The organism is Leisingera sp. NJS204 (assembly GCF_004123675.1).
In the GTDB taxonomy this organism is placed as follows: domain Bacteria; phylum Pseudomonadota; class Alphaproteobacteria; order Rhodobacterales; family Rhodobacteraceae; genus Leisingera.
Map to the genome: position 1 here is coordinate 3,615,541 of NZ_CP035417.1, position 22,621 is coordinate 3,638,161.

The following is a 22,621-nucleotide window of genomic DNA, read 5'->3' on the forward strand; positions in this document are numbered from 1 at the left end:
CCTAGTTAGACACGGTTACGTTTTAGGAAAAACGATGAGCGGTACTAGAAAGTGCCGCTCCTCTCCGTTCTCAGTCACGGTCTGGACGAAGCTGCCTTTCTTTTCCACAAGGAAACTCACGTGATTGTTCTCACCCAACCACTCTTCATAGCCCTTGATTGCTGGACCGCCCAAGTTGATCGCAAACTCATGACCATAATACGAAAATACAAAATAAGTTTCAGGTGTTCCGGTCAGGAGTAAATCGTAGCCAAACCCAAACCGGACCCATTCTCTGGTATCAGGATGCTCCATCAACGTCTCTTCGGGGAAGTAAGCTCGATAGTGGAAGGGCCATTCATCAAAATTATGACCATATCGAGCCCATTCACGGACCCGGTCATAGTGTTCGCCAGAAATGATGTCATACGCTTCTTGCTCGCCGACGGTGCAGCAAAAGCGCTCAAACAAGGCCTCGAATGCCATTTTCGCCAAAAACCTAGACATCTCTTTCTGGGGAGGGTCGACATCCATCGGAAACACCAGAAGGTTCTGACGAACGAACATAGCATCCAATCTTTTGAGACGCTCGTATTCAGCGGTTTGGCTCTCTTTGACAGCAAAGAATTCAAGCCGTTCGGTCTTCTTGTTAAGGCGCATTCCGACTTCGATGTCAGTATTGTGCGCGAAACCCCTCACAAAAGGCGTTTTCCCTCGCTTAGTCGGCACCATGTACTTCGCACGCAAGTTTTGGAAGGAAATGTGACTTAATACAGGTCCTTCGACTTTGGTGGCGAAATAGTTATTGCAGGGATCGCAAACAGCGCCCTTAGGGAGGACGCGCCGACCAGAAATATTGCCCATGGACTCAGGAACAATGTGCTCGACACTGCGAAACGGACCAACAGTTTTCTTGCAAAAAATGCACTTTCCCAACTCGGAAGACTCGGACTTTGTCAATTTCTTCCGCTTCGCAGTGGTTTAGTTCGTGACAGACCCGCAGCTCGGATCGTTGCTTCATTACGCATCCACGCATCATTGACCAAATCTTGCCACTGGATGACTTCAATTGTTGAACCCTTGAAATCGTTATCTAGGCTTCGAATCCGGCCCTCACCGTTTGCCGTAGTCGTCCAACCACCAAGTTGATCCTCAAGGTCGCCAACAATGTCGGCGACGACGTAAACATAGAATAGACAGTCGCTTGCAATTCGGACCTTCTGACGGTTGAAAGCTTCAATCTGGCCACCCTTCAATTGCCGGAGGTACTTGGTAATCTGTTGCTCGATTTGGTCCTCGACTTTTCCGTATTGACGCCGACCTGGCCGCTTGAACTCTACAATCATCACTTTCCTAAGCGGTTCAGACACATCGACTTCGGCGTCTTCATCATTGGGATCGACGACACCTAACCCATGTGCAAGGTTCCAAACGAACAAGTCTGGGCGCGCATCGCTTTCGGAATTCGCCAACGTTTGAGCAAGCCTTTGATCTGATGAAAACGAGCGCGTGAAAGCCAACCTTTCGTCAACAATCCAAAGATCATGTGCCGTGGACTCGACCTGTGAGGGATCCTCTCCATTGACTCGCATCGGTACTATGAATGAATGCAATGTACTTTCGAGGTGATAATCCTCTTGTTTGTCCCCTCGTGCCCGAATGCGTGTGATAAGCTTCTCAAGCAGCTCTAAAACCAATTTTCGCCGCACCACATGCTGCGCAAGAGCCAGTCGTTCTGAATCTTGTAGTTCTCGTGTCGCCGTAGCAAGCGTATCTGCAAAGCTCTCAGAGATCTCATCCTCTTGCTCTAGCAGGCCAATTACCCTCTCTAAATCGTTTTGCCTTTTTTCATCGCGCCTAATTTGATACTTCACGAGGCCTGTCGCGAACTCTTCAGGGGACCGGGCTGCGAACGGAACTCGCCCTAGCTGCGTGTCGTCGTCGGCAAAGCCATAAATGGGGTAGCGTTGAACAAAGTTTTGATAGTCTTTCTTCCGAGCCTTTTCGAACTCCTTTATCTGCTCTGAAATAAAATTTTCTTTCACAAAGTCTGCGCAAAAACGGCAAAGTTCTTGAAGTTTGGATTCTTTCAAGTTGAAAGCTGTGCGCCCTTCATTGACGTGCCGATCGAGGTAGGGACCGGAAACACAGCCATGGAAAACGAGATCTTCATCATCTTCACGGCTGACTCTAAGCACGCCGAGAAGCTTGTCGATTTTCCTCGGCTCTACAGTTCGTCCATGCGCTAGAAGGTGAAGCTGATGGGTTCCATCCAGACCTGTGCTCGCTTCAGCCCTGCAAGTGTAGCCAGTAACACTCAGAGTACCGAACTCGTCGTGCTCCACAGTATCTCCCTGGTATGCCTTGCCCACAACCAGATCAGACACAGCTTCTGGATATTTCGTTAACTCTCCATCAAGATCGACAATGACCTCGGCACCGTTCCCGACCAAAAAATCGGAAATGAAATGGGCACTGAAATAGCGTAGGAAAGTGTCCTTTCTTTTGGGGAACTGCTTCCTATAACTCTCGGCACGCAAGCCAGAGAAAATGACGACAGTACCAAGGCCACTTGGAGCTTCGGGAAGGTCATCTGGCGAAGCATCTTGAATTTGCTCTTCGTTGGAAAGCTTAAACCGAAAGGACCGTGTCTGTGGACCCGATTCTGACAAGAAACGGCTCGACACCTCCGCGTTCGAAAAGGCATCTAGCCAGTAGAGTCGTCCAACTCCCTTTCCACCTTTCTCGCTTTTGAAATCTGTATCAACTTCGCAAAATGCCCTAAAACGCACATCGTCGAGGCCTATTCCATCGTCACTTACAACAATCTGGATTTTGTCCATGCTTGAGAGATCGCGATCTGTCACTCGAACTTGGCCGCGATGTCCGGCTTCCGTTTCGGCCCTGTCATCTATTGCAAAGAACGCATTACTCACTGCCTAAGGAGGGGGATCAGCCCCTGTGCCGGAGACGAAGGCTTCGGGAGCTTGCGAACGCGGTTTTCAATATTTGGGGAAAGCGTTGTCAAATCAAAACCTCATTAACGTTATGGTTGTGGAAGCTAGTATGAGACAGTCGAGTAAGCAACGTGCTTGTGATAGATGACAATCACTCGACAAAAGGAGGATCGCCGAGTGCCAGATCAATTTTCGCCGAGTCCGGGTCTTGCGAACTTTGGGGTCCAGCCGAGAGATCCCGGCTACATTTATCTTCTTGGCGCAGGTTCCCGGTTAAAAATTGGGCGCTCTGTCAACAGAGTGACTCGGATTAAGCAAGCTAAAACTTGGCTGCCCGAATGTGAGGTGATCGGCGTTAAACCATTCTGGAACCACAAAAATGTTGAAAAGTACTTGCAGCTTGGAATGGATCGATTTTGGGTCACAGGAGAATGGTACGAGTTTGAAGGCGACGAATTCGAAGATCTGTTTTTGACAGAGTTTAGGGCTTTTAGTGAGCAGGACATCAATAGGAACTCGATCGACTTCATCTATTTCATGAATTCGACCGGGATGAGCGAGTTAACACTCGAGTACTCGACACGAAAATTATCAAAGCTTGGCTTCCAACGAGAAGAAACCTCCCACTCGTCGCATCGCATCCCGTTGGTTGAAGGCAATTCTCAAGAAAGCGAACCGTAAATCTACGTTGGCACCCATGCGACACCCAGCGCGCTGATGTAGCTGCGAGCCAGATTTTCACATTCATCAAAGCATTGTTTCTGCTGAATTAAATGGTGCCCGGGGGCGGAATCGAACCACCGACACGAGGATTTTCAATCCACTGCTCTACCCCTGAGCTACCCGGGCACGGGAAGGCTGTTCGCCTTGGGTGAGGGCCTTCTATGACGAGCGCGCGGCGGTGTCCAGAGGGTTTTTCAAAGAAAAGCGCTAATGGCGGGTTTGCTGCGGATTTTCTTTCGGCGCCTGCGCGCGGCCAGCTTCTTCCAGAGCGTTTTCAATGTCTTCCAGGTCCTGGCTGGGCACTGAATAGGCACCGGTCAGCCATTTCCCGAGGTCGATATCAGCACAGCGCTTGGAACAGAAAGGCCGGTGTGTCTTCTGCATTTCCCCGCCGCAGATCGGGCAGCTCATTTCAGCACCTCATTCAGGGCAATGCGGCCGCGTTTGCGCTGCAACTCAAAATGGCCGAGGTTGGTCCAGCCAGCCAGAACCGTTTCCTCGGAATCGGCCCGGAAGGCGGACCGCAGCGCGGTTTCAAAGCCGCGCCGGTCCTTCTTGGGCATCGGGGCCAGGTCCAGGATGATCTGGCCGCCCAAGCCGCGCACCCGCAAGGCGCGGGGCAGGACCTTGGCGGCGGCCATATTGGCCTTAACGCCCGACGCAAGCGAGGTGTCCGAGCCGGTGTTCACATCCACCGCCACCAGGGCGCGGGTCGGCTCGATGAACAGGAAGGCGCCGCCCGGCAGCGGCTCGCGGATACCCTGTGCAATGTCCAGCGCATCCAGTACGCCCAGACGTTCGAACCCGCCGGGTTCGCGCTCCACATCAGCAGGTTCCACCCAGTCCCGCCAGGCCAGCAGATGGGGGGTGTCACCTTCGGCCAATACCTCCGGCTCGGAACCTTCATCCTGCATTACCTGCGCCGCCAGCGCCGCCATGGCAGCAACGTCTTCGGCGATCTCTTCGCTGTCCGCGCCGGCGCAGGCAGAGCGCAGGATCAGGCCGTAGCCCGACTCGCCCATTTCCTCATGTGCAATCTCCAGCAGCCGGTCGCGCTCGTCCTCGTCGCGGATGCTGCGCGAGATGTTCAGCCCCGGCGCCTCCGGCGTGACAATGGCATAGCGGCTCTTGAACAGCAGCTTCTGAGTGACCGGAATGGCCTTGCCCGGCTCGGCATAACCGGAGACCTGCACCAGGATCATCAGGCCAGGTGCCAGTCCTTTGACCTGGCGCAGGAAGGCCGGGCCGTCAGGCGTGGTCAGGAACATGCCGCCCTGCCCCTTCACGGGCCGGTCGGCGCGGGCGCGGTAGATGGTGCCGGGCGCGGGGGCGTCGCTTTCGGCCAGGAAGTCCTCCAGTTTGCCGTCCACCATCAGTGCTGCGGCTTCACGGTCCTGGATGTGGTCGAGAATGATGGTGCGGCCCTTCATGCGGCGGACTCCTGATACAGCGGCAGCCCGGCGGCGCGCAAAAGATTGGCAGTCTCGGACAACGGCAACCCGACAATCCCGGTGAAGGAGCCGCTGATCCATGGTATGAAAGCGCCCGCCGGTCCCTGGATGGCATAGGCGCCGGCCTTGCCTTTCCAGTCGCCTGTGGCGAGATAGGCGTTCAACTCCTCGTCGGAGAGGTTTTTCATCTTCACTTGGCTGACCACGTCTTTTTCCCAGACATGGCCGCCGCGGCGCACAGCAACGGCGGTGATCACCCGGTGGCGGCGGCCTGACAGGGCCAGCAGGAACTCTGCTGCCTCGCCTGCATCGCGCGGCTTGCCCAGTATGCGCCGGCCCAAGGCAACGGTGGTGTCGGCACAAAGAACAATATCCTCTGTCCCCGCGGGGACAGCTTGGGTTTTTTCCCGTGTCACCCGCGCGCAGTAGGCCCGTGGCAACTCAGCCTTCAGCGGCGTTTCATCAATTTCCGGCGGGCGCACCGCGTCCGGATGCACGCCGAGCTGCGCCAGAAGCTGCAGCCGCCGCGGGCTGCCCGATCCCAGAATGAATGCCATGCCGTGGCCCTCTTGTCCGTTTGCGCCCGTCATAGGGTGGATTTCAGCATTGGAAAAGTGCGCCTGCACCTTCCTTCTGTCAGAAACATCCCCGCCCGGGGCCGCGGCGGCAAGGCCGCCCGAAAAACAAAAGCCCGGCAGAATGCCGGGCCTTGATATTTCTTCCAGATCAACAGCTTACTTGAAGCGATAGTTGATCCGGCCCTTGGTCAGGTCATAGGGGGTCATTTCCACCTGGACCTTGTCGCCTGCCAGAACACGGATGCGGTTTTTGCGCATCTTGCCTGCCGTATGCGCGATGATCTCATGGCCGTTCTCAAGCTCGACCCGAAACGTCGCGTTAGGCAGGAGTTCCTTCACGACACCGGGAAATTCGAGCGTATCTTCCTTGGCCATGTTGTCTCCATCATTGGGTTAGCCCGCAAACTGCGGGACGTGCGCCTAAATGGGGTCATTTTTCCAATATTTCAAGGGCTCAATCAGCAAAGAGCGGCCTTTGTGACCGATTTCACCCGCGGCATTTGTTCTTCCCAATGCAGCCGGTTCAACACCCCGCCAGATGCCCGCACATGGGCGATGGCCTCCAGGTCGGCCTCGGCGTAGGTCCAGCCCGGCTGGTTCAGCGTGCCTTCGGCCAGAACGCCGGTGCCGGGGAAGCCCTTGTCCGGCGGGCCGAAAATGCCGCCGGTACCGGTGTTCAGGTCCACTGCCTCGGACCATTCGTTGGCGCCGACGATGGATGCCATGGCAGCCACGCATTGATTTTCCAGCGCCCGGGACATGGCACCGATGCGCACCCGCCAGTATCCGGCCAGCGCTTCGGTGCAGGAGGGGACGAGAATCACATCCGTCTGTGCCAGCGCACGCCCCAGCAGCGGGAATTCGCTGTCATAGCAGATCAGCACCCCGATTCTGCCCAGGGCGGTATCGAAAATCTTGAGCGGCCCGCCGCCCATGATGCCCCAGTCCTCTCGCTCGAACCGGGTCATGATCTGCTTGTCCTGATGATCCCGCTTACCTGAGGGCGTGTAGAGCTCTGCCCGGTTCACCGGCCGGGTGAGGCCGCTGTTGACCGGGGCAGAGGCACCCAGGATATGCACCCCGTGTTCGGCGGCGAGCCGCAGATGCAGCGCAGCAGCATCCTCCATTTTTTCCGACACCGAGTGGATAGACTGCTCCAGATCGGCGGCAACCGCCGCGCCGTCCAGCGTTGACAGCTCCATCGCGCCGTATTCCGGGAACACCAGCAGCTCGGCGCCATTTCCGGCAGCCTCTGCCACCCAGGCGGCCAGCTTGTCCTCATATTGTGCCCAGCTGCTGAGCCAGTCGAGCGGATAGGCGGCGGTGGCGATTTTCATGCGGTCTCTCCGGTGGCCGGCAGCCGCATCCCGGTGCGGCCTTCCGGCAGGATTGCCCTGCAAAGGTGCCCGGCGCAAGGCGGGGCAGTATACAGATTGCAGCTGCCGCCGGACCGGGCCGCAAAAACAGTTCGAAAAGGATGCGCATTTTTGCAACGGAAACAGCTGCATCCAGCGTTCCATCTTGGTGTTGCGCGGCTATTTGGCCATTCTCGGGCGCAGACACTCATTTGTTAATTTGAAAAAGGACCACTCCCTTGGCTACCAAGCTTGATGACAAGAACCTGAAAGGCGTTATTGCCGACATCCCGAAAAAAGGCTTCCGCACCAAATTCTGGCGTGAATACCGGGCCGGCGCCTGCAAGGGCAGTGGCGTGGGCAAATATATGGATCTGCTGGAGAAAATGGGCGTGCCGCCGTCGGGCGATCCGTCCAAGGCAGATCTGGACCAGATGTCTGAGATCGTGCAGGCGTTCAGTATGCTGGCCAATGCGATGCTGAAGGCGCGCGGCAAATGCGGCAAACTGCAATCGCACAGCAGGGACCTGTGCCTGGCCTATGCCAAGCTGATCGAAAAGCGAGAGGATGCGGCAGCAGAGCTGGCCCGCAATGCGGACAAGATCAAGCAAAAGCAGATGGCGCAGCAGTTGAAGGTCGAGAAGGAAAATGAAGAAACCGACAAGCATCTGGAAAAGCTCAAGAAGGAGCATGACCAGAAAAATAAGCTGGTTCTGAAGGAGCTGAAGGATCTTCATACCCGTGGTGCCAAGATCGAAGGCGCCTGCAATGACATCGTCAAGGATGTGAAACAGGCTGAAAAGGACTTGGAGGCCGTCCGCAAGGCCTGGAAGGCGCAGTACAGTAAGGAAGGCGTCAATCGCGAGGATATCGAAGGCAAAGCCGACGCAGCGCTGCGGGCGCTGATCAAGAAGCACAAGATCGCGCTTCATGCCAAGAACATCAAGGAAACCCTGCCCAAGATCCTAAAGGAAGCCACCAGCCTGCTGAAGCAATACGCCAAACAGTCCGGCATCGAGAAGGAGCGGGTTGCAACCGGCAAGGCGCTGGTTGCGGCGCAGAACAGCTTCAAGTCCGCTCAGGATGACGTGAGATTCTTCCTGGCCCAGCACAAGCAGGCCCTGGACGAGCTGCAAAAAGCCCGCCCCGAAGGCGTCTGAATTTCAGGTTTAAGGCGCCCCGCGCGGGCGCCTGCCCCCCCTTACAGATCCCGGATCCAGAACTGCAGCGGCTTGCTGGTTTCCCCGGCCTGATCCACATCCTTCCAGGAAAAATGCGCGGTGGCGCCCGTCAACGGCATGTAGCCACGCTTACGCCAGAATGGATCGAGCGGCGCGTAGTCCGCAGGCCGCAACGGGTGGTCCGCCGGGCGCTGCACGCTGCAAAAGGCGGTCTTGCTGAACCCATGCTTGCGGGCATGGGATTCGCGCGCATCAAAGAAACCGTGGCCGGCGCCATGGCCGCGGTATTCCGGCAGCAGCACGGATTCGGCGCAGTAGAAGACGCTGGTCAGGTCAATGCCGGTGCCCTCGAACGCCGCCGCGAAATCATCCGCATGATCGCTCAGCGGTGCGCCGGTGGAGGCCCCGACCAGGGTTTCACCGTCAAAGGCTCCGGCCACCACGGCGCGGGTGCTGTCACGGTAGCTTTGCAGGTATTCCCGCTCATACGCCAAGTCGCCATCGTACAGGTATGGCCAGGCGCGGAAGACTTTGATGCGCAGGTGTGCCACATCGTCCAGCGCGGCCTCCAGCGCCGCGCCGGTCATCGTCTCAACCCGGATCGTCATCCGGCGGAGACCTGGGCGATCCAGTCCGCCAGGTTGTAATAGGTGGTGACGCGGGAAATCTTGCCGTCTTTCAGTTCAAAGAACGAGCCGCCTGGCAGGCGGTAGGTCTGGCCCTTGGCTTCCGGCAGGCCCTCGTCCGTCACCAGATAGGTGCCGTTGACGATGAACTCTGCCGCTGCACGGGTGCCGTCGCCATTGGAAAAGATCACCATACCGGTCAGCTCTTCCTTATAGCAGCGGCTCATGTGGGCGCAGAATTCCGCGAATTTATCTTTGCCTACCCGGATTTTGCCCTCGTTCACATGATGGGCAATCTGGTTGTCCAGGCAGTCCAGCATGGCGTCGGTGTCGGCGGCGTTGAAGGCTGCGAAATAGCGCGCGATGGTATCGGTCATGTTCTCTCCGTCGGTTCACCCCAGCGGCTCTTCAAGTGCTGGATGATTTGGTCCCGTGATTGCCGGTAGACATCTAGCTTGGCTGCGCGTGTCTCGCCGAGCCCGGTAGGGTCCATAATCGGCCAATATTCGACATCGAGGTGAAAAAAACGGGTAAGTTCCAGCGCCCGGCGCTGGCTGGCCGGCGACAGCGCCACCACCAGATCGAAGGACGACAGGTCATCGCCCCAGCGTTCCATCTCGTCAAACGAGCGCGACCGGTGGCGCGACAGCTCGACATCGATTTCCTGGCAGACAGAGATGGCGAAACCGTCGATCTCCATGTCGTTCTTGACACCGGCGGACTGCACATAGGTGCCGGTGCCAAAGAATTTCTTCATGATGCCCTCCGCCATTGGAGAGCGGACCGAATTGTGGTCGCAACAGAACAGAATGGACTGCGGCAGCTCCTCCACCCGTCAGCCTCCGAAATGCAAGACGCAGATCAAGGTGAACAGGCGCCTGGCGGTGTCGGTGTCGACTTCGGCCTTGCCTTCCAGCCGTTCCTGCAGAACCCGGCTGCCTTCGTTGTGGATGCCGCGCCGCGCCATGTCGATGGTCTCGATCTGACTGGGCGGCATGGTTTTCACCGCGCTGAAGTAGCTTTCACAGATTTGATAGTAGTCCTTGACCACCTGACGGAACGGCGACAACGACAGGTGGAACTCTGCTGCTTTCTCACCCTCTTCCGTGATAATGTCAAAGACCAGGCGCTTGTCGCGGATCGCCAGCCCTAAATGATAAGGGCCGGCGGGCAGGTCGCGTCCTTCGCGGGACGGCAGCGCAAAACTGTTGTCCTCGATCAGGTCGTAAATCGCAACTTTCCGCTCCTGCTCAATTTCAGGCGTCGGAGGCGGCAGGTTGCGGTCGTCCAATTCGATATGGCTGATGCGGCTCATGGGTCTTTGTCTCTAATATGCGCTAAGGCGTCCGGCCATGACTATCGCACCGCCGCGCTTGGGGCAATGCAGCAGCGGGCGTCAAAGCCTGCGCCATTTGCGGCAGTGCTTGACAGGCCACGCCTGCACGAACAGCTTGCCTGCAACAGGAGACAGGACGATGACAGGGCTTGATCAGTTTTCCCTCAAAGGCCAGCGCGCGCTGGTGACCGGCTCCACGGACGGGCTGGGGTTTGCCGCTGCCCGCCTTCTGTCTGAAGCCGGAGCCGAGGTTTGGGTGAACGGACGCAATAAAGAAAGGGTGGCGGCGGCCTTGAGCCGGATGCCGGGAAAGGCCCGCGCATTGGTTCTGGATGTGGCTGATGAGGGATCTGCAACCCCGGCATTCGAAGGCATCGCTGGTGAAGGCGGTCTCGATATTCTGGTCAATAACGTGGGCCAGCGAGACCGGCGCAACCTCATGGACTTCACGCGATCCGATCTGCAAGCGCTATGGGATGTTGATCTGATCGCCCCGTTCCGTCTTGCGCAATTGGCCGCCGCCCAAATGGCACCAAAGGGGTATGGCCGCATCATCAACATATCCTCGATTGCCGGACTCATCGCCCAATCCGGGGATGCGGCCTACACAACAGCCAAAGCCGGCATCAACGGCATGACCAAGGCACTGGCGGCGGAGCTTGGCCCCAAAGGCATCACAGTGAATGCCATTGCCCCGGGTTTCTTCAAAACCAGCCCCAACATGTCCGCGGCCGCTGACCCGGAAATTGCAGCGAAATTGAAAAATGCCACCTCGCTCGGCCGCTGGGGCGAGCCTGAGGAGCTGGCGCCCGCCATCCTGTTCCTCGCCTCCCCTGCCGCGTCCTACATCACCGGGCAGGTGCTGGCTGTGGATGGCGGCTATACCGCGCACTATTGAGTGCTGCGTCATTTTTCCGGGAAAAATGACTTGCGGCCTCCGGCGGGGATATTGGGGCCAGATGAAGCAACGGATCATTAACCAAACTTGGCGACCCTAGTCTTGCGGTACAGGCGGGGACGCCGATGACCGCGCCAGGTGAAGCGCCCCGGCGGGCCCGGGGCGCGGATCCCTTTCATCTGGCGGAAAATATCCCGGGGTGAATGCGCGGCTCGCGCAGAGGGGCAGCGCCCCTGCTCCGCTTACTTGTTCAGCGCATCCAGCCGGGCGGTGACGGAAAGACTGTGCGCCTGCAGGCTTTCACTGTGAGCCAGAATTTCTGCCGCCGGGCCAATTGCCCGCAGCGCGTCCGATGTCATCTGGCTAAGGGTCGTGCGCTTGAGAAAATCCAGAACTGACAATCCGGAGGAAAACCGGGCTGAACGCGCCGTCGGCAGCACATGGTTCGGGCCGCCGACATAGTCGCCAATGGCTTCGGGCGTGTATTGACCCAGGAAGATGGCGCCTGCATGGATGGTTTTCTCGCTCAAGGCTACCGGATCGGCGACACACAACTCCAGATGCTCCGGTGCAATGCGGTTGGACAGCGCCGCCGCCTCATCCAGGTCCCGCACTGTTATCACCGCACCAAAATCCCGCCAGGAGGGGCCGGCAATTGCGCGGCGTTCCAGCGTTTCCAGACGCTTATCCACCGCCGCTGCCACAGCCAGGCCAAATCCTTCGTCATCGGTGATCAGAATCGACTGGGCGCTTTCGTCATGTTCGGATTGGCTCATCAGATCCAGTGCGATCCAGTCGGGATTATTGTCCTTATCCGCAATCACCAGGATTTCAGACGGCCCGGCGATCATGTCGATGCCGACCTTGCCAAACACCCGCCGCTTGGCGGCTGCAACAAAGGCATTGCCCGGGCCGGTTATCTTATCGACCGGGGCGATAGTTTCAGTGCCATAGGCCAGCGCCGCCACCGCCTGTGCCCCGCCGACCCGGTAGATTTCATCCACCTCTGCAATCTTTGCTGCCAGCAGCACCAGCGGGTTGATCTGGCCGTCCGGGGTTGGAACCGTGACCGCCAGCCGCTGCACGCCTGCAACTTTGGCCGGGATCGCGTTCATCAGCACCGAAGAGGGATAAGAGGCCAGCCCGCCCGGAACATAAAGCCCAGCCGCCGAGACTGCCGACCAGCGCCAGCCCAGCGTTGCGCCGGCCTCGTCCGTCCACTGCGCATCTTCCGGCATCTGGCGCATGTGATAGGCGCGGATGCGGTCGGCCGCCAGTTCCAGCGCCTGACGCTCTTCAGCAGAAACCGTGGCGATGGCCGCCTCCACCTCTGCACCAGTAATCCGCAGTTGCGCAGGCTCCAGCTCCATCCGGTCAAACTTCGCCGTCAGCTCCACCAGTGCCGCATCACCGCGGTCGCGCACGTCAGCGATGATCCCCGCCACGACAGCATCCACATCCGGGCTATCCTCGCGCTTAGCGCCCAGAAGGGCGGTGAAGGACTGCTCAAAACCGGCATCAGCGGTGTTCAGAAACTGCGGCATCGGGATCTCCTTTGGCCCCCGCATATCCGCAAGGGCGCAGAGCCTCAAGATTTATGCGTGCGAACGGTGCAATTGGACGCAAGCGGCAGGGGCGCTGCCCCGCAGGTTTAAATAGGGTAAGGGGCTCTGCCCCTCTTGGCCTGACGGCCAATTCACCCCGGGGTGTTTGGAACCAGAAAGAAGCGGAAGCTCAGCGTAAGGATTTGCGCATTGCAATGCAGGGTGTGCCGCAGCATCCGCCAGTCTTTCCTGCCGTCTGCCAGCCGTGCCTGCGATAGAAGTCCAGTGCTGTCCGGGTGGCGTCAAGGCTGCCCTCGGCATGGCCGCTCTGCAGCAGCTCCGCCTCCAGATACGCCAGCATGACGGCGCCAGTGCCCCGGCCGGCTGCGGCTGGGGCAACATACAGCAGGGAGATGGAGCCGTCCGGAGACAGCCCGCCCACGGCAGCGGCCTCGCCGCCATGCTCGGCCAGCCAGTAGCACCCGGGTCCGGCGATCCAGCCGCGGACCTGCTCCGGCGTCTTGTTGGCGGTCCAGTCCGCGATCCGGGCGGCATCACTGCCGTGGTCCGCCTGACACAGATCGCGGATCGAGGCGATGAGCACCCGGCTCATGGCAAAGACGTCGAAAACCGTGGCGCGGCGGATTTCCAGTGGTGCCGCCGGGGCGGCGAAAACCTGGGAAATGCCACGCTTGTTCTGCATGGATCAGCTGCCGTGGTCCGGGGCCTGGCCAGAAGGTGCCCGGTAGGGGCGGGTGACATCACGCAGGGACACCTCCAGCGCCTCCACTGGCAGGCGCAGAGCACCGTCGCCAGCCAGGGTCAGCAGCACATGGCCTGCGCCGTCCTCTCCGGGCTCGAAAGTGACGGCAAGCAGCGACAGAATCAGATCCTTATCCTTGCGGTCCACGCCTTGTGAGGAAACGCCCAGGACATTGTCCACCACCAGCAGCGACTGCACCCGCTCAAAAGCCCTGCCACGGCTTTCCGCAGCCTCGCGGTCCTCCCAGCGGAAACGGTTCACCAGCAGTGCAAAGCGGCGTTCGGAAGCGCGCCAGCTCATTTCGGTGACCGGAAACACCGCATCCTGCACCAATGAGGACAGGACCTTGAGATCCTCCTCCTCCAGTGCGCCCAGATTCAGAGGCGCCTCGCGGCCGTCTTCAAAGCTTGCATCCGCCATCACTCTTCCCTGATCCGTTCGATTTTGGCGCCGACGCCAGACAGCTTGCGCACCACATGCTCATAGCCGCGGTCCAAGTGGTAGACCCGGCTTACCTTGGTTTCGCCTTCCGCCGCCAGGCCGGCAAGAATCAGCGAGACCGAGGCGCGCAGGTCGGTAGCCATCACCGGAGCGCCTTTCAGCATTTCAACGCCGGTCACGGTTGCATGGCCGCCGTGCACTTCGATCTGTGCCCCCATGCGGGTGAGTTCCGGGGCATGCATAAAGCGGTTCTCAAAGATCTTTTCTTCCAGAACAGACGTGCCTTCAGCAGTACACATCAGTGCCATCATCTGTGCTTGCAAGTCGGTCGGAAAGCCCGGGAATGGCTCGGTCACCACATCCACGGCCTGCAGTCGGCCGTTCTTGCGGCTGACGGTCAGGCTGTTTTTACCCTCGGTGATCTCGATTCCTGCCGCCTCCAGTTTGCTGCAGAAGCTTTCCAGCAGGCTGCGGCGGCCGCCCAGCAGCTCCACCTCGCCGCCGCAGATCGCGGGTGCCAACATATATGTGCCCAGCTCGATCCGGTCGGTTACCACCTGATGAGTCGCCCCATGCAGGCGGTCGACGCCCTGAATGGTGATGTCGGGGGTACCGTCGCCGTCGATCTGCGCGCCCATTTTCCGCAGGCAATCTGCCAGATCAACGATCTCCGGCTCGCGCGCGGCGTTCTTGATGACGGTGGTGCCCTTTGCCAGGGTGGCTGCCATCATGATATTCTCGGTTGCCCCGACCGAGGCAAAGCTCAGCTCCACCACCGCGCCTTTCAGCCCCCCCGGGGCCTTGGCGTGCAGATACCCGTCCTTCAGCTCAATCTCGGCGCCCAGCGCCTCAAGACCCTGAATGTGCAGATCCATCGGCCGGGCGCCGATTGCGCAGCCGCCGGGCAGCGACACCACCGCCTGCCCCAGCCGCGCCAGCATCGGACCCAGCACCAGGTTGGAGGCGCGCATTTTCCGCACGATGTCATAGTCAGCCACATGGCTGGTCAGGTCATGGCTCGACATTGCCAGCACCTGGCCGTCCTGCAGGCTGGACACTTCGGCGCCCAGTGACTGCAAGAGCAATGTCATTGTCTTGATATCGCTCAAGCGCGGCGCATTGGTCAGCGTCAGCGGTTCCTCGCTCAGGAGCGTCGCAGGCATCAGCGTGAGGCAGGCGTTTTTGGCCCCTGCGATTGGAATCTGCCCGTTCAGCGGGCCGTTGCCAGTTACCAGAATCGAATCCATCTGCCCTTACTCTCCGTTTTTGCCCGTATCCTGGTCCGGCTTTTCCGCCCGCGCCTTGGCCTGAGCCTTGCGCCGGGCCATGTTTGCCTTGAGCGCTGCCTTCAGCCGGTCTTCGCGCGATGCCGCTGACCTGTCGTTTTTCGGTGTTTTCTTTTCCGCCATAAGACTTCTGTAACTGAGTGGGAAAAAACCGTCCAGAATGCTCTTGCGCCCCTCAGCGTTTATGCCTAAAAGCCCCCTCACCGGCGCTGCTGTAGCTCAGAGGTAGAGCACTCCCTTGGTAAGGGAGAGGTCGAGAGTTCAATTCTCTCCAGCAGCACCATCTGCTTTTTTGCGCCTGAGATACCCTCCAACACCTTGAAGGGAAAGGAAATTTCGGGAGTTCGATAGCCTTGATTCCGACTATACCGAAGAGGCTCCGCGAAGGCCAAACGGAGCACCGTTTGACGTGTGGCGTAGTCGCCATTTTTATAGATATTCCAAGGGCTTGATAGGAATTGAAGCGATAGTTCGATAAATTCCTCCAGCCGTCCCTTGGGCGGCAACGCAGATGCCTCTTTTTCGGTCAGCACGAACTTCTCACGCTCTAGCTTTGTCAGGCGTGTCTCGTAAGCGCTGATCACGCTGGGGCTAGTTGCCTCCACGATGCGATCCAGAAGGCTCTCGATCTGCTTCTCAACCGCTTTGAGCTGACGCTTGATTTCCCCTTGGGATGCCGTAACGGACTGGAGGCGAGCATTCCAAGCGTCCTCGAACATCACACGGGCAAGCGTGAAGAGCTGCTTCGTCGGCTGCATGGTTTTGAGGATGTCCGCAAAGCCGTCTTCGACCTTGGCACGCGGAATCGACTTCCGTTTCGACGGACAGCCCCGCGTGTCGCACAAATAGTAAGGGTAGTGCTTGCGGCACCCCTTCGACCAACAAGCGGTCATTGGTTTGCCACAGTCATCGCAATGCACGAAGCCCCGCAGCGGGAAGTCTTCGTTGAAATCCTTTCGCGCAGCGGGCCGCGCTCGGCCAGCAAGTGCCTCTTGGACACGTTTAAAGGTTTCGAAGCTGATCAATCCCTCATGCTCTCCCTTTCGGACAGAAATACCCCATTTAGGAGCTTCGACGTATCCGGCGTAGACGACTTTCTTCAGCAGTCGCGAGACCGTCATCGGACGGAGCCGCCCGTCAGGGAGGTCTTTCGGGAAGTGCGGGCATCGCTCGAAGAAGCGCTGTACTTCAGCTTGCGAGGCGAAGCGCCCATTCGCAAAGCCCTCTAGGGCTTCTCGGACAGTCGAGGCGAGCGGTTCATCTGGGACGAGCACCTTGCCGCCACCACTTTTTGCCGAGACGTATTTGTAGCCGACCGGAGCGCGGAATACCCAAAAGCCGTTTTCAACGCGCGCCTTCATCTTCTGCATGACTTGTCGGCGATTTTGTTCGCGCTCAAGTTCTCCTTGAGCCGCGATAATAGTCTCAATGAATTTGCCCTCTGGCGTATCTTCGAACTTAAAATTCAGACATTCCACGAGTGCGCCGCGCGCCTTTAAGGCCTGGCGCAGCTTAATGTGCATTTCGGTCTCGCGCGCAAAACGCTTGAGATCGTCAAAAATCACCACATAATTCTTGTCAGGCTGGGCATCGAGGTAGCTTAGAAGTGCTACCATGCCTGGACGTTTCATGAAGTCACCGCCGCCCGACGCATCGTCGGGGAAGACAGCTTCTACGTCATAGCCCTTCATATCCGCATATTCGCGGCATCGATGTTCCTGGCTTTCCAGCCCGCTCCCTTCCAGTTTCTGTTTGGGCGAAGAGACCCGGCAGTAAATCACTGCCTTTAGCTGGGTCTCCTCTTTCTTGTTCGCAATGGCCATGGGGCCTCCTTTCAATCTCTGGCGGGCCGCGATCACGTATCATCGCTGGCACGCTCGAATTTCTTGCTCAAAGTTTTTACAGGCTTGGATTCATTAGAATCCTTGTTGCCTTGCACATCAAGTTCTTGCTGGTGTTTTCCACAGACTTCTTGCGCCGGATGGACGCCAAAGCCGAGGTCCACGAAGGCGACGATGATGCTCCAGAGAGCTTGCATGATCTCTTCTTTCTGCGCGTTAGTCAGAGAAGGATCATCAAGATAGGCTTGGTATTTGGCCGTATCGATCTCCAGACTTGGCTTTGCTGCCGCGTCTAGCGTGAAGCGAACATCCTGGCCTTCATCGTGTTCATTCATGGCCGCACCCTCCTTTCCCACCATAGGCGTGCGTTTTCCCGCACCCGCTACTCGCGGATGTGCATCATTTCCGTCATGCCCTTGAGGTGCCTCATGCTGAACAGCGGAGGCGGAAAGCAGAGCGTCATTCGAGACGCTTTGTCCTACTTTCATTTTACCATCATTCGGGCCAATCCCGCAAATTTCCTCAGTCATCAGCTTCATTTCCATTCTCATTCCCTTTCATGTCCGTGGCCGCGAAAGCTGCGAGCCGTTTCAAAATCTTCACGACCTTTTCGAGCCGTTTGTCGGAAGCGCGTGCGCATGTTGCGGACTTGCGCACGCCGTTCTTCGATGGTCTTGTCTTGCGCCTCGCGGCGCAGATTCTCGTCGTCGATATCCCTCACCAGCTCAGGCTTGTCGGGCTGCTCCAGCGCCATCCATTCGAGAGCTTCCTTCGTCTTGATCCCCGTTTCAGCCACACGGGACGGATCGGGGAGACCCTCTCGGCGGACACGCGCCTCATTCGAGGCCATCCGGTCGAAAGCATCTTTGGGATCACCGATCATGATCGCGGCCTCGGCTTCGGGTGCGGTTTTCCTTTGGCCGCACACCCTGGCGCAGTTCGATCTTACGTTCGCGAATGGCGTCGTGAGCACGTCCGGCCAAATGCTGAAGCGGGAGAAGATCACGCTCGCCGAAGCTGGTAGTGCTTTGCCATTTGCCCTCGGAATCGCGGTAGGCGCGGCTGAAGGTGACATTGTGGGAGGCGCCACTTTCATGGCGGTTTTCCCAGACTTCCGCGCTCAGCGCATGTTCACGTAGCTTGGCAATGGGGCCGTCTTTTCGGTCTTGGGTCATGGGTCTTCCTTTCTTTGATTGGGTTTCAGGAGGCAGGCTTGAAGCCTTTGACGAAGCGCAGAGAGCGATGCCCGCCCGCGTATTGCGGCAGATGTGAAAGCCCGGGCGGGCAGTCCTGTTCGATGACAGCGCGGCGGCGCTTGCCGAAACGCGTCTGGATCGTGACGCGGACAAGGTCGCGCTCTTCGTTTGGATTGGGCAGGTAGTGGCCTGCGAAGCGCCGCTGGATGAAGTACGGGCGTTTGTCCGCAATGAAGGGGCGCAAGTGATATCCACGCGCCTGCACGAGCATCTTGGCGGGATCGAGACCGAGAAGCTGTTCCGGCTCCATCAGTGCCTTACGCATTTTCGTTCGGTGCGCCGCCTCATAGTCGAGCTGTTGCAGACGAAGGCCCGCTTGAACAGGATCGGCATCCTCCAGATGGACTTTCCGCCAGATATCCGCCGCCTCGCTCTGGGCGCGGGTCTGTACAAGCTGATCGGCCACTTCAATTGTCTGATAGCCAAGAGCAAGGCTGCGATTACGGGCAGTCTCGTAGTCGCGGATACCACCGCCAAGATCGATCATGATCGCAGCGTTGGCTTCGATGGTCGCTTTTCCGGTCGGCCCCAGGTTGCGGGCAATCTGCCCGTCATCCTGATAGAAGACATACGGCGTGATGCCTTGCCCGCGCCCGATGGAAAACAGTTCTGCCAGTTCGCCAAAACGACCAAGCCGCGCAGCTTCATCGATCAGAAAATTGATCGGCGATGCACTTGGCGTTCGTTGTTTCACTGTACGGATTGCGGAGAAGAACTGGCGTACAACGGGAGCCAAAGGCTCCAGCAGTTCTTCCGGCACGATCAGAGAAACGATTGTCTTGCCTCCGCGCAGCATCGCCTCCAGCGGAAAGTCGGCAAGTTCATTCGAAACGAATGTCTCTTGCGCCGCAGGGCTAGCCATGAAGGAGAGCGCGTTGCTGATACCCGCCATGACGGCGTCAAAAGTCTTGGCCGAGCCCGCATACATATCCTTCATCTCACCGAAGGTGGCGATAACATCGGCGGGGCTGTGTTCAAGCGCCATATCGGCCCATGCACTCCAGGCAGAAAAATCGCTGCGCAGCATCGAGATCAGATCAAAGATCGACTGGAAAGACGTGCTGCCGTTCAGGTAGATGTCGTGCCGCGTGATGGCATCGCCGAAACGCCGCCCCGCTTGATCGAAGAAACGGCTGTCGCCGCCACTATCCGGCAAAAGTGCATTCCAGAAGCGCTGGGAGTCAGGCACAAGGCTGCTGGAATCTGCCTTGAGGTAGGACAATAGCGAGACGCGCTGGCACGGCAGGCCGCTCACACCAAACGGATCGATGGCGTAGAGCGGAACGGCTTGAAGTGCGCAATGTGCCTCGATCACACGGGTGATTTCCGCGTTCTTGGTATCGAGCAACACGAAACTTGCATTCGAGCCAAGGATCATCGGCAGGGCGAGCTGAGAGGTCTTTCCGCTACCAGCACCGCCTGTGATCTTCATGCCCGCGCGGTTCGAGTGATAGAGCGGGCGGTTTTCGATAAGTCCGAATTCCACGCCGCCGCGTTGGAAAAGGCCCTTCTGACGGACTTCATCAAGGCGTGCGAAACGGGCTTCGCCGTAAGGCGAATTGGTATGGATCGTCATGTCATTGTTCCTTACATCTGGGGTGATGGTCTGGCGCTTGGCGCTTGGACGGCTGAAGAGCGCCAGACCGTTAGAGGCTGTTAAAGTCTCGGCTGTCGGGTCTGGTTCGAGAACAGTCTCGAACCAGACCTTTTCACCGCTGGGTGTACTGGTCTTTCGGAGGGATTCGAGCACCGATGGCAGTTAGAACTGCACCGACTCCACCGATTTTCAGCGCGACACCGAGGACCGCCACCCCTTCATTCCACAGGCCAATTCCGGCTGTGAGAATTAAGAAGCAACCGAGTCCGACCGTCGCTTGTTTTCCAATTCCCCAGAACTTACTTTTTTTGAACTCTTTGTTTCGCATGTGTTTCTCCTTAGTTTGTGTGATGCCCGATAAGGGCCTTTGAAGCTTCCGTGCTGGATTGCTCAGAAGCCGAGGACGCTCAGCGGCGAGCCGCCATTCCGCGCCGCGCTGACAACTGATCCAAGCAGGATCGCCGTCAGTACGATTTTGAAGAAGTAGTAGGCGATGCCTGCGAAGAGGCCGTAGCTACCGAAGGTGGACAGAGAAGCTAATTCGCTTGGCAATCGGCGAGAGAAGTATTCATAGACATTGTCGAAATACCCATCGATAGCATTCGCCATGATCACGAGCGTCAGGCTTGCCGAAAGCAACCCGGCAAGCCGCTCGTAGTCCTGTTTTTTGGTTTGGGCTTCTTTTGAACTCATAACTTTTCCTTTCCTTGTTGCGCCCAGCAGAAAGCCGAGCTTGGGTGATCGCTGAAGCGCATCGCTTCAGCGTTGATTGGTCGGTTCTGTGGGCTTGCTGCTTGAGTGCGACCTCCAGGTGAGCCTTGTGAAGCGCACCACTTGTTCTAGGATAGCTGCCAGATCGTCATATCGGGCTCAGCTGCCATGTTTCATCTTTACGTTCATCGATTTCTCCTTTCTCCGTTTGCGACCGCTTGTGGCGCGCCGCTGTTTCAACTGAAGTCAATCTAGACCAATGAAAAAAACTGATGAGGGGAAGATTGTTCCCCTGAGTTTCAACCATAAAAATAAGGGTGATGAGGCCTCTAGAGGTGATCGGGTTTCGCTGCCAGTCAGCCCGCCAGGCCTTATTCAAGCTGACAGGACGCTGGGATATTTCCCTACCAGCCTTAAAGAATACTATCGACGGGCGCTTATGGAGTACAAAGACGTCAATGGGATCGGGAACCAGAAGCTTCGCGATCTGATCATGGCCCCCGAAGACACAGAGCTTCGTGATCGTGCGAAGTCTGACGGCTTCAAAGGACGAGCTGCGAACGAACGAGACTCGCGGCTCACGCTGGATGACCTAAAGAAGTGGTTCGGAAGCAAGTCTTCACATCACATTGGCGATGCCAAATTCGCCTTTATCAACCGCTTCGCACAGCAAGTAATGATCGAAGGCGGCTTCAATGGATTTGAGGTGCGCTACAACAAGGAGCGTACGAATTTCCACCGACAGGCGCTCAGAGATATCTTTGCCTCAGGTTATCTGAGCGAGCCCGTTGCTCAAATCCTTGATGGAACACCGCCACACACGCTGATCCATTCTTTGACAGCCGGATTCGGCGTTCCGTTTCCAACTTGTCTGATCATGTGCGGCGGTTTCTATGGCGGCATTGCGCCGCTGACGATTGTCTTTTCAGACGTTGCAGCCGTACGCAAAGCGGCAAACACCTTCCATGACGAATTTTTTGTTTCACTGGAGAAAGGTCGATTTCCAATTGTTTTGCGCGGTTATTCGATTGTCACGGCAAATGAATATTCAGGAGCCCTTCAAGGACGTGATCTGGTCAATGCGCGTTTTGTTCTCACTAATGAAGATGTGCATGACTATGGTGACGAGCTCTTTCCTTATTCGAGAATAATTGCCGATGGGCGCATTGATGTAACCAAGGACGAGAATGGAAGTGTCACGGCTTACAGCATGACCATCGATACGACTGAATTTCCACCGGAGGTTTCAAACAAGGTAGAGCTGAAGAAGGTGCAGCGCTTCGACGGATCATCCTTTTTCGGAGCATCACGCAGACTCACCGCTGATCTTGTGAGGAGCAATCCTTACCTTGAGGCCATCGCCGAGAAGTTCAGTGCGGGGTATCACTGAAAATGAAGACCGCGCCCGCCAACAACGATAGGACGCTCAAGGAAGAGCCGCCTGACATCTTTAAGGCAGCGAGGGATGATGACCTCTATGAGTTGCGAATGGCCTTAGAGGATGGACAGTCTCTTCGAACCAGTCAACCAACCACCGCTTTGACGCCGATTCACGTGGCGGCAATGCGTGGCAGTGTTGGGTTTCTCAAGTTGGCGATGGAGAAAGATGCAGGATCATCCTGGCTTCAAGATGCACAGCTCCGAACGCCGTTCGACCACGCTGCTTCGAGACAAGATCGTCAGTCTATGGCATACCTTCACAACGCAATGTACCCGACAGCAAATCTACCCATCCCCGATGAGCAATGAGCCAGAATGCAAGCCTGCAAGTCCGCGATCACTATGTGGTACTACCATTTACTCCACGTGAAGGCGGCTAGAATAGCGCCAAACGCAAGCTGTGCGTGGTACTACCACGCTGCTTGGCAAGGGGTCCCGCTGCGCGCCCCCGTTGCATCCCCCCGGCCTGTGGCTCTTCCAGGGCATTGAGCCCGTTCAAGAGCCAGTAGAACGTATCCCCGTTCAATCAGTCGCAGGAGACTTCGCTCTCCCTGCACCCATCGATCAAAGGGCTATCGCGCCCCTTGAAACCACTCGCAACCTTTGGCCGTTGCATCACCAATCGGGGGAGCGTTCTTGCTACCCCCAATACCCCCAT

At 57.6% G+C, this 22,621-nt stretch carries 27 protein-coding genes, 2 tRNA genes and 1 pseudogene; 6 read left to right on the plus strand and 24 right to left on the minus strand.

All coding sequences use genetic code 11. The features are described from left to right. Positions 1–15 precede the first annotated feature (15 nt). Both ETW24_RS17625 and ETW24_RS17630 read right to left on the minus strand, forming a co-directional pair. The gene (locus ETW24_RS17625; protein ID WP_129372245.1) at positions 16–939 is read right to left on the minus strand and encodes an HNH endonuclease; all 924 of its coding nucleotides are present in this window, start codon (positions 937–939) and stop codon (positions 16–18) included. After that, positions 936–2,822, minus strand: coding sequence for a hypothetical protein (locus ETW24_RS17630; protein WP_164982764.1), 1,887 nt, complete (start codon positions 2,820–2,822; stop codon positions 936–938). Before ETW24_RS17630 ends, ETW24_RS17625 begins: the two co-directional genes overlap by 4 nt. Positions 2,823–3,113: 291 nt before the next feature. Here ETW24_RS17630 and ETW24_RS17635 point away from each other — a divergent pair, with 291 nt between their 5' ends. Then, a complete protein-coding gene (locus tag ETW24_RS17635; RefSeq protein ID WP_164982765.1) occupies positions 3,114–3,617 on the plus strand; it encodes a GIY-YIG nuclease family protein in 504 nt (167 codons plus the stop codon). Positions 3,618–3,710: 93 nt separating this feature from the next. Here the strand turns inward: ETW24_RS17635 and ETW24_RS17640 are convergent. From ETW24_RS17640 to ETW24_RS17665, 6 genes are all read right to left on the minus strand, one after another. Next, a tRNA-Phe gene (locus ETW24_RS17640) sits at positions 3,711–3,785 on the minus strand. Positions 3,786–3,866: 81 nt separating this feature from the next. Beyond that, on the minus strand, positions 3,867–4,070 hold the full coding sequence (locus ETW24_RS17645; RefSeq protein WP_129372248.1) for a DNA gyrase inhibitor YacG: 204 nt from the start codon (positions 4,068–4,070) through the stop codon (positions 3,867–3,869). After that, positions 4,067–5,089, minus strand: a complete 1,023-nt coding sequence (locus ETW24_RS17650) for a ribonuclease E/G (protein WP_129372249.1) — start codon at positions 5,087–5,089, stop codon at positions 4,067–4,069. Before ETW24_RS17650 ends, ETW24_RS17645 begins: the two co-directional genes overlap by 4 nt. Continuing rightward, the gene (locus ETW24_RS17655) at positions 5,086–5,667 is read right to left on the minus strand and encodes a Maf family protein (RefSeq protein ID WP_129372250.1); all 582 of its coding nucleotides are present in this window, start codon (positions 5,665–5,667) and stop codon (positions 5,086–5,088) included. Before ETW24_RS17655 ends, ETW24_RS17650 begins: the two co-directional genes overlap by 4 nt. Positions 5,668–5,844: 177 nt before the next feature. Further along, positions 5,845–6,063 (minus strand): translation initiation factor IF-1, encoded by a 219-nt coding sequence (gene infA, locus ETW24_RS17660; RefSeq protein WP_005978431.1) that lies wholly within the window; start codon positions 6,061–6,063, stop codon positions 5,845–5,847. A gap of 83 nt (positions 6,064–6,146) precedes the next feature. Then, a complete protein-coding gene (locus ETW24_RS17665) occupies positions 6,147–7,025 on the minus strand; it encodes a carbon-nitrogen hydrolase family protein (protein ID WP_129372251.1) in 879 nt (292 codons plus the stop codon). Positions 7,026–7,282: 257 nt separating this feature from the next. Between ETW24_RS17665 and ETW24_RS17670 the strand changes: the two genes are divergently transcribed. Next, entirely contained in the window at positions 7,283–8,203 is a 921-nt protein-coding gene (locus ETW24_RS17670; protein ID WP_129372252.1) for a hypothetical protein, read from the plus strand. 41 nt (positions 8,204–8,244) lie between these two features. Here ETW24_RS17670 and ETW24_RS17675 read toward each other — a convergent pair whose 3' ends face one another. The 4 genes from ETW24_RS17675 to ETW24_RS17690 are packed head-to-tail and all read right to left on the minus strand — an operon-like array spanning position 8,245 to position 10,165. Beyond that, the gene (locus ETW24_RS17675; protein ID WP_129372253.1) at positions 8,245–8,832 is read right to left on the minus strand and encodes a GNAT family N-acetyltransferase; all 588 of its coding nucleotides are present in this window, start codon (positions 8,830–8,832) and stop codon (positions 8,245–8,247) included. After that, positions 8,829–9,227: a ketosteroid isomerase-related protein gene (locus tag ETW24_RS17680; protein ID WP_129372254.1), complete on the minus strand. Its 399-nt coding sequence runs from the start codon at positions 9,225–9,227 to the stop codon at positions 8,829–8,831. Before ETW24_RS17680 ends, ETW24_RS17675 begins: the two co-directional genes overlap by 4 nt. Then, positions 9,224–9,682 carry an arsenate-mycothiol transferase ArsC gene (locus ETW24_RS17685; protein WP_129372255.1) on the minus strand — a complete coding sequence of 153 codons (459 nt, stop codon included), beginning with the start codon at positions 9,680–9,682 and terminating at the stop codon, positions 9,224–9,226. Before ETW24_RS17685 ends, ETW24_RS17680 begins: the two co-directional genes overlap by 4 nt. Positions 9,683–9,685: 3 nt before the next feature. Beyond that, positions 9,686–10,165, minus strand: a complete 480-nt coding sequence (locus ETW24_RS17690; protein ID WP_129372256.1) for a UPF0262 family protein — start codon at positions 10,163–10,165, stop codon at positions 9,686–9,688. A gap of 160 nt (positions 10,166–10,325) precedes the next feature. On the opposite strand from ETW24_RS17690, the gene ETW24_RS17695 reads away from it, so the two are divergent. Further along, positions 10,326–11,084 carry an SDR family oxidoreductase gene (locus ETW24_RS17695; protein WP_129372257.1) on the plus strand — a complete coding sequence of 253 codons (759 nt, stop codon included), beginning with the start codon at positions 10,326–10,328 and terminating at the stop codon, positions 11,082–11,084. A gap of 242 nt (positions 11,085–11,326) precedes the next feature. Here ETW24_RS17695 and hisD read toward each other — a convergent pair whose 3' ends face one another. The 5 genes from hisD to ETW24_RS24335 all read right to left on the minus strand — a co-directional run bounded on the left by hisD (position 11,327) and on the right by ETW24_RS24335 (position 15,241). Further along, a complete protein-coding gene (gene hisD, locus ETW24_RS17700) occupies positions 11,327–12,628 on the minus strand; it encodes a histidinol dehydrogenase (protein WP_129372258.1) in 1,302 nt (433 codons plus the stop codon). 190 nt (positions 12,629–12,818) lie between these two features. Continuing rightward, on the minus strand, positions 12,819–13,331 hold the full coding sequence (locus tag ETW24_RS17705; protein WP_129372259.1) for a GNAT family N-acetyltransferase: 513 nt from the start codon (positions 13,329–13,331) through the stop codon (positions 12,819–12,821). A gap of 3 nt (positions 13,332–13,334) precedes the next feature. After that, the gene (locus ETW24_RS17710) at positions 13,335–13,811 is read right to left on the minus strand and encodes a DUF2948 family protein (protein WP_129372260.1); all 477 of its coding nucleotides are present in this window, start codon (positions 13,809–13,811) and stop codon (positions 13,335–13,337) included. Continuing rightward, complete coding sequence (gene murA / locus ETW24_RS17715) at positions 13,811–15,079, minus strand: UDP-N-acetylglucosamine 1-carboxyvinyltransferase (protein ID WP_129372261.1); 1,269 nt, start codon at positions 15,077–15,079, stop codon at positions 13,811–13,813. The genes ETW24_RS17710 and murA overlap by 1 nt, the downstream gene beginning before the upstream one ends. 6 nt (positions 15,080–15,085) lie before the next feature. After that, the gene (locus ETW24_RS24335) at positions 15,086–15,241 is read right to left on the minus strand and encodes a hypothetical protein (protein ID WP_164982766.1); all 156 of its coding nucleotides are present in this window, start codon (positions 15,239–15,241) and stop codon (positions 15,086–15,088) included. An 85-nt stretch (positions 15,242–15,326) separates the two neighbouring features. Between ETW24_RS24335 and ETW24_RS17720 the strand changes: the two genes are divergently transcribed. After that, positions 15,327–15,401, plus strand: a tRNA-Thr gene (locus ETW24_RS17720). A 547-nt stretch (positions 15,402–15,948) separates the two neighbouring features. On the opposite strand, the pseudogene ETW24_RS17725 reads toward ETW24_RS17720, so the two are convergent. From ETW24_RS17725 to ETW24_RS17755, 7 genes and pseudogenes are all read right to left on the minus strand, one after another. Further along, positions 15,949–16,941, minus strand: a pseudogene (locus tag ETW24_RS17725) (recombinase family protein); the annotation flags it as partial. 32 nt (positions 16,942–16,973) lie between these two features. After that, entirely contained in the window at positions 16,974–17,504 is a 531-nt protein-coding gene (locus ETW24_RS17730) for a hypothetical protein (protein ID WP_129372262.1), read from the minus strand. Positions 17,505–17,506: 2 nt separating this feature from the next. After that, positions 17,507–17,842 carry a hypothetical protein gene (locus ETW24_RS17735; RefSeq protein ID WP_129372263.1) on the minus strand — a complete coding sequence of 112 codons (336 nt, stop codon included), beginning with the start codon at positions 17,840–17,842 and terminating at the stop codon, positions 17,507–17,509. After that, positions 17,832–18,134, minus strand: a complete 303-nt coding sequence (locus ETW24_RS17740; RefSeq protein ID WP_129372264.1) for a hypothetical protein — start codon at positions 18,132–18,134, stop codon at positions 17,832–17,834. The genes ETW24_RS17735 and ETW24_RS17740 overlap by 11 nt, the downstream gene beginning before the upstream one ends. A 25-nt stretch (positions 18,135–18,159) precedes the next feature. Beyond that, entirely contained in the window at positions 18,160–19,791 is a 1,632-nt protein-coding gene (locus tag ETW24_RS17745; RefSeq protein ID WP_129372265.1) for a type IV secretory system conjugative DNA transfer family protein, read from the minus strand. A 133-nt stretch (positions 19,792–19,924) separates the two neighbouring features. Beyond that, the gene (locus tag ETW24_RS17750) at positions 19,925–20,140 is read right to left on the minus strand and encodes a hypothetical protein (RefSeq protein ID WP_129372266.1); all 216 of its coding nucleotides are present in this window, start codon (positions 20,138–20,140) and stop codon (positions 19,925–19,927) included. Between the two features lie 62 nt (positions 20,141–20,202). Beyond that, on the minus strand, positions 20,203–20,505 hold the full coding sequence (locus ETW24_RS17755) for a hypothetical protein (protein ID WP_129372267.1): 303 nt from the start codon (positions 20,503–20,505) through the stop codon (positions 20,203–20,205). A gap of 277 nt (positions 20,506–20,782) precedes the next feature. Between ETW24_RS17755 and ETW24_RS17760 the strand changes: the two genes are divergently transcribed. Both ETW24_RS17760 and ETW24_RS17765 read left to right on the plus strand, forming a co-directional pair. Further along, on the plus strand, positions 20,783–21,913 hold the full coding sequence (locus ETW24_RS17760; protein WP_129372268.1) for a hypothetical protein: 1,131 nt from the start codon (positions 20,783–20,785) through the stop codon (positions 21,911–21,913). A gap of 2 nt (positions 21,914–21,915) precedes the next feature. Next, the gene (locus ETW24_RS17765) at positions 21,916–22,272 is read left to right on the plus strand and encodes an ankyrin repeat domain-containing protein (protein WP_129372269.1); all 357 of its coding nucleotides are present in this window, start codon (positions 21,916–21,918) and stop codon (positions 22,270–22,272) included. Positions 22,273–22,621: the final 349 nt, after the last annotated feature.

Excerpts from the sequence above, each read along its gene's own strand:
- ETW24_RS17630 (WP_164982764.1), bottom strand. The coding sequence starts at position 2,822 with ATGGACAAAATCCAGATTGTTGTAAGTGACGATGGAATAGGCCTCGAC.
- ETW24_RS17645 (WP_129372248.1), bottom strand. The coding sequence starts at position 4,070 with ATGAGCTGCCCGATCTGCGGCGGGGAAATGCAGAAGACACACCGGCCT.
- ETW24_RS17650 (WP_129372249.1), bottom strand. The coding sequence starts at position 5,089 with ATGAAGGGCCGCACCATCATTCTCGACCACATCCAGGACCGTGAAGCC.
- ETW24_RS17655 (WP_129372250.1), bottom strand. The coding sequence starts at position 5,667 with ATGGCATTCATTCTGGGATCGGGCAGCCCGCGGCGGCTGCAGCTTCTG.
- infA (WP_005978431.1), bottom strand. The coding sequence starts at position 6,063 with ATGGCCAAGGAAGATACGCTCGAATTTCCCGGTGTCGTGAAGGAACTC.
- ETW24_RS17665 (WP_129372251.1), bottom strand. The coding sequence starts at position 7,025 with ATGAAAATCGCCACCGCCGCCTATCCGCTCGACTGGCTCAGCAGCTGG.
- ETW24_RS17675 (WP_129372253.1), bottom strand. The coding sequence starts at position 8,832 with ATGACGATCCGGGTTGAGACGATGACCGGCGCGGCGCTGGAGGCCGCG.
- ETW24_RS17680 (WP_129372254.1), bottom strand. The coding sequence starts at position 9,227 with ATGACCGATACCATCGCGCGCTATTTCGCAGCCTTCAACGCCGCCGAC.
- ETW24_RS17690 (WP_129372256.1), bottom strand. The coding sequence starts at position 10,165 with ATGAGCCGCATCAGCCATATCGAATTGGACGACCGCAACCTGCCGCCT.
- ETW24_RS17695 (WP_129372257.1), top strand. The coding sequence starts at position 10,326 with ATGACAGGGCTTGATCAGTTTTCCCTCAAAGGCCAGCGCGCGCTGGTG.
- hisD (WP_129372258.1), bottom strand. The coding sequence starts at position 12,628 with ATGCCGCAGTTTCTGAACACCGCTGATGCCGGTTTTGAGCAGTCCTTC.
- ETW24_RS17705 (WP_129372259.1), bottom strand. The coding sequence starts at position 13,331 with ATGCAGAACAAGCGTGGCATTTCCCAGGTTTTCGCCGCCCCGGCGGCA.
- ETW24_RS17710 (WP_129372260.1), bottom strand. The coding sequence starts at position 13,811 with ATGGCGGATGCAAGCTTTGAAGACGGCCGCGAGGCGCCTCTGAATCTG.
- murA (WP_129372261.1), bottom strand. The coding sequence starts at position 15,079 with ATGGATTCGATTCTGGTAACTGGCAACGGCCCGCTGAACGGGCAGATT.
- ETW24_RS24335 (WP_164982766.1), bottom strand. The coding sequence starts at position 15,241 with ATGGCGGAAAAGAAAACACCGAAAAACGACAGGTCAGCGGCATCGCGC.
- ETW24_RS17730 (WP_129372262.1), bottom strand. The coding sequence starts at position 17,504 with ATGGAAATGAAGCTGATGACTGAGGAAATTTGCGGGATTGGCCCGAAT.
- ETW24_RS17735 (WP_129372263.1), bottom strand. The coding sequence starts at position 17,842 with ATGATCGGTGATCCCAAAGATGCTTTCGACCGGATGGCCTCGAATGAG.
- ETW24_RS17740 (WP_129372264.1), bottom strand. The coding sequence starts at position 18,134 with ATGACCCAAGACCGAAAAGACGGCCCCATTGCCAAGCTACGTGAACAT.
- ETW24_RS17745 (WP_129372265.1), bottom strand. The coding sequence starts at position 19,791 with ATGACGATCCATACCAATTCGCCTTACGGCGAAGCCCGTTTCGCACGC.
- ETW24_RS17750 (WP_129372266.1), bottom strand. The coding sequence starts at position 20,140 with ATGCGAAACAAAGAGTTCAAAAAAAGTAAGTTCTGGGGAATTGGAAAA.
- ETW24_RS17755 (WP_129372267.1), bottom strand. The coding sequence starts at position 20,505 with ATGAGTTCAAAAGAAGCCCAAACCAAAAAACAGGACTACGAGCGGCTT.
- ETW24_RS17760 (WP_129372268.1), top strand. The coding sequence starts at position 20,783 with ATGAAAAAAACTGATGAGGGGAAGATTGTTCCCCTGAGTTTCAACCAT.
- ETW24_RS17765 (WP_129372269.1), top strand. The coding sequence starts at position 21,916 with ATGAAGACCGCGCCCGCCAACAACGATAGGACGCTCAAGGAAGAGCCG.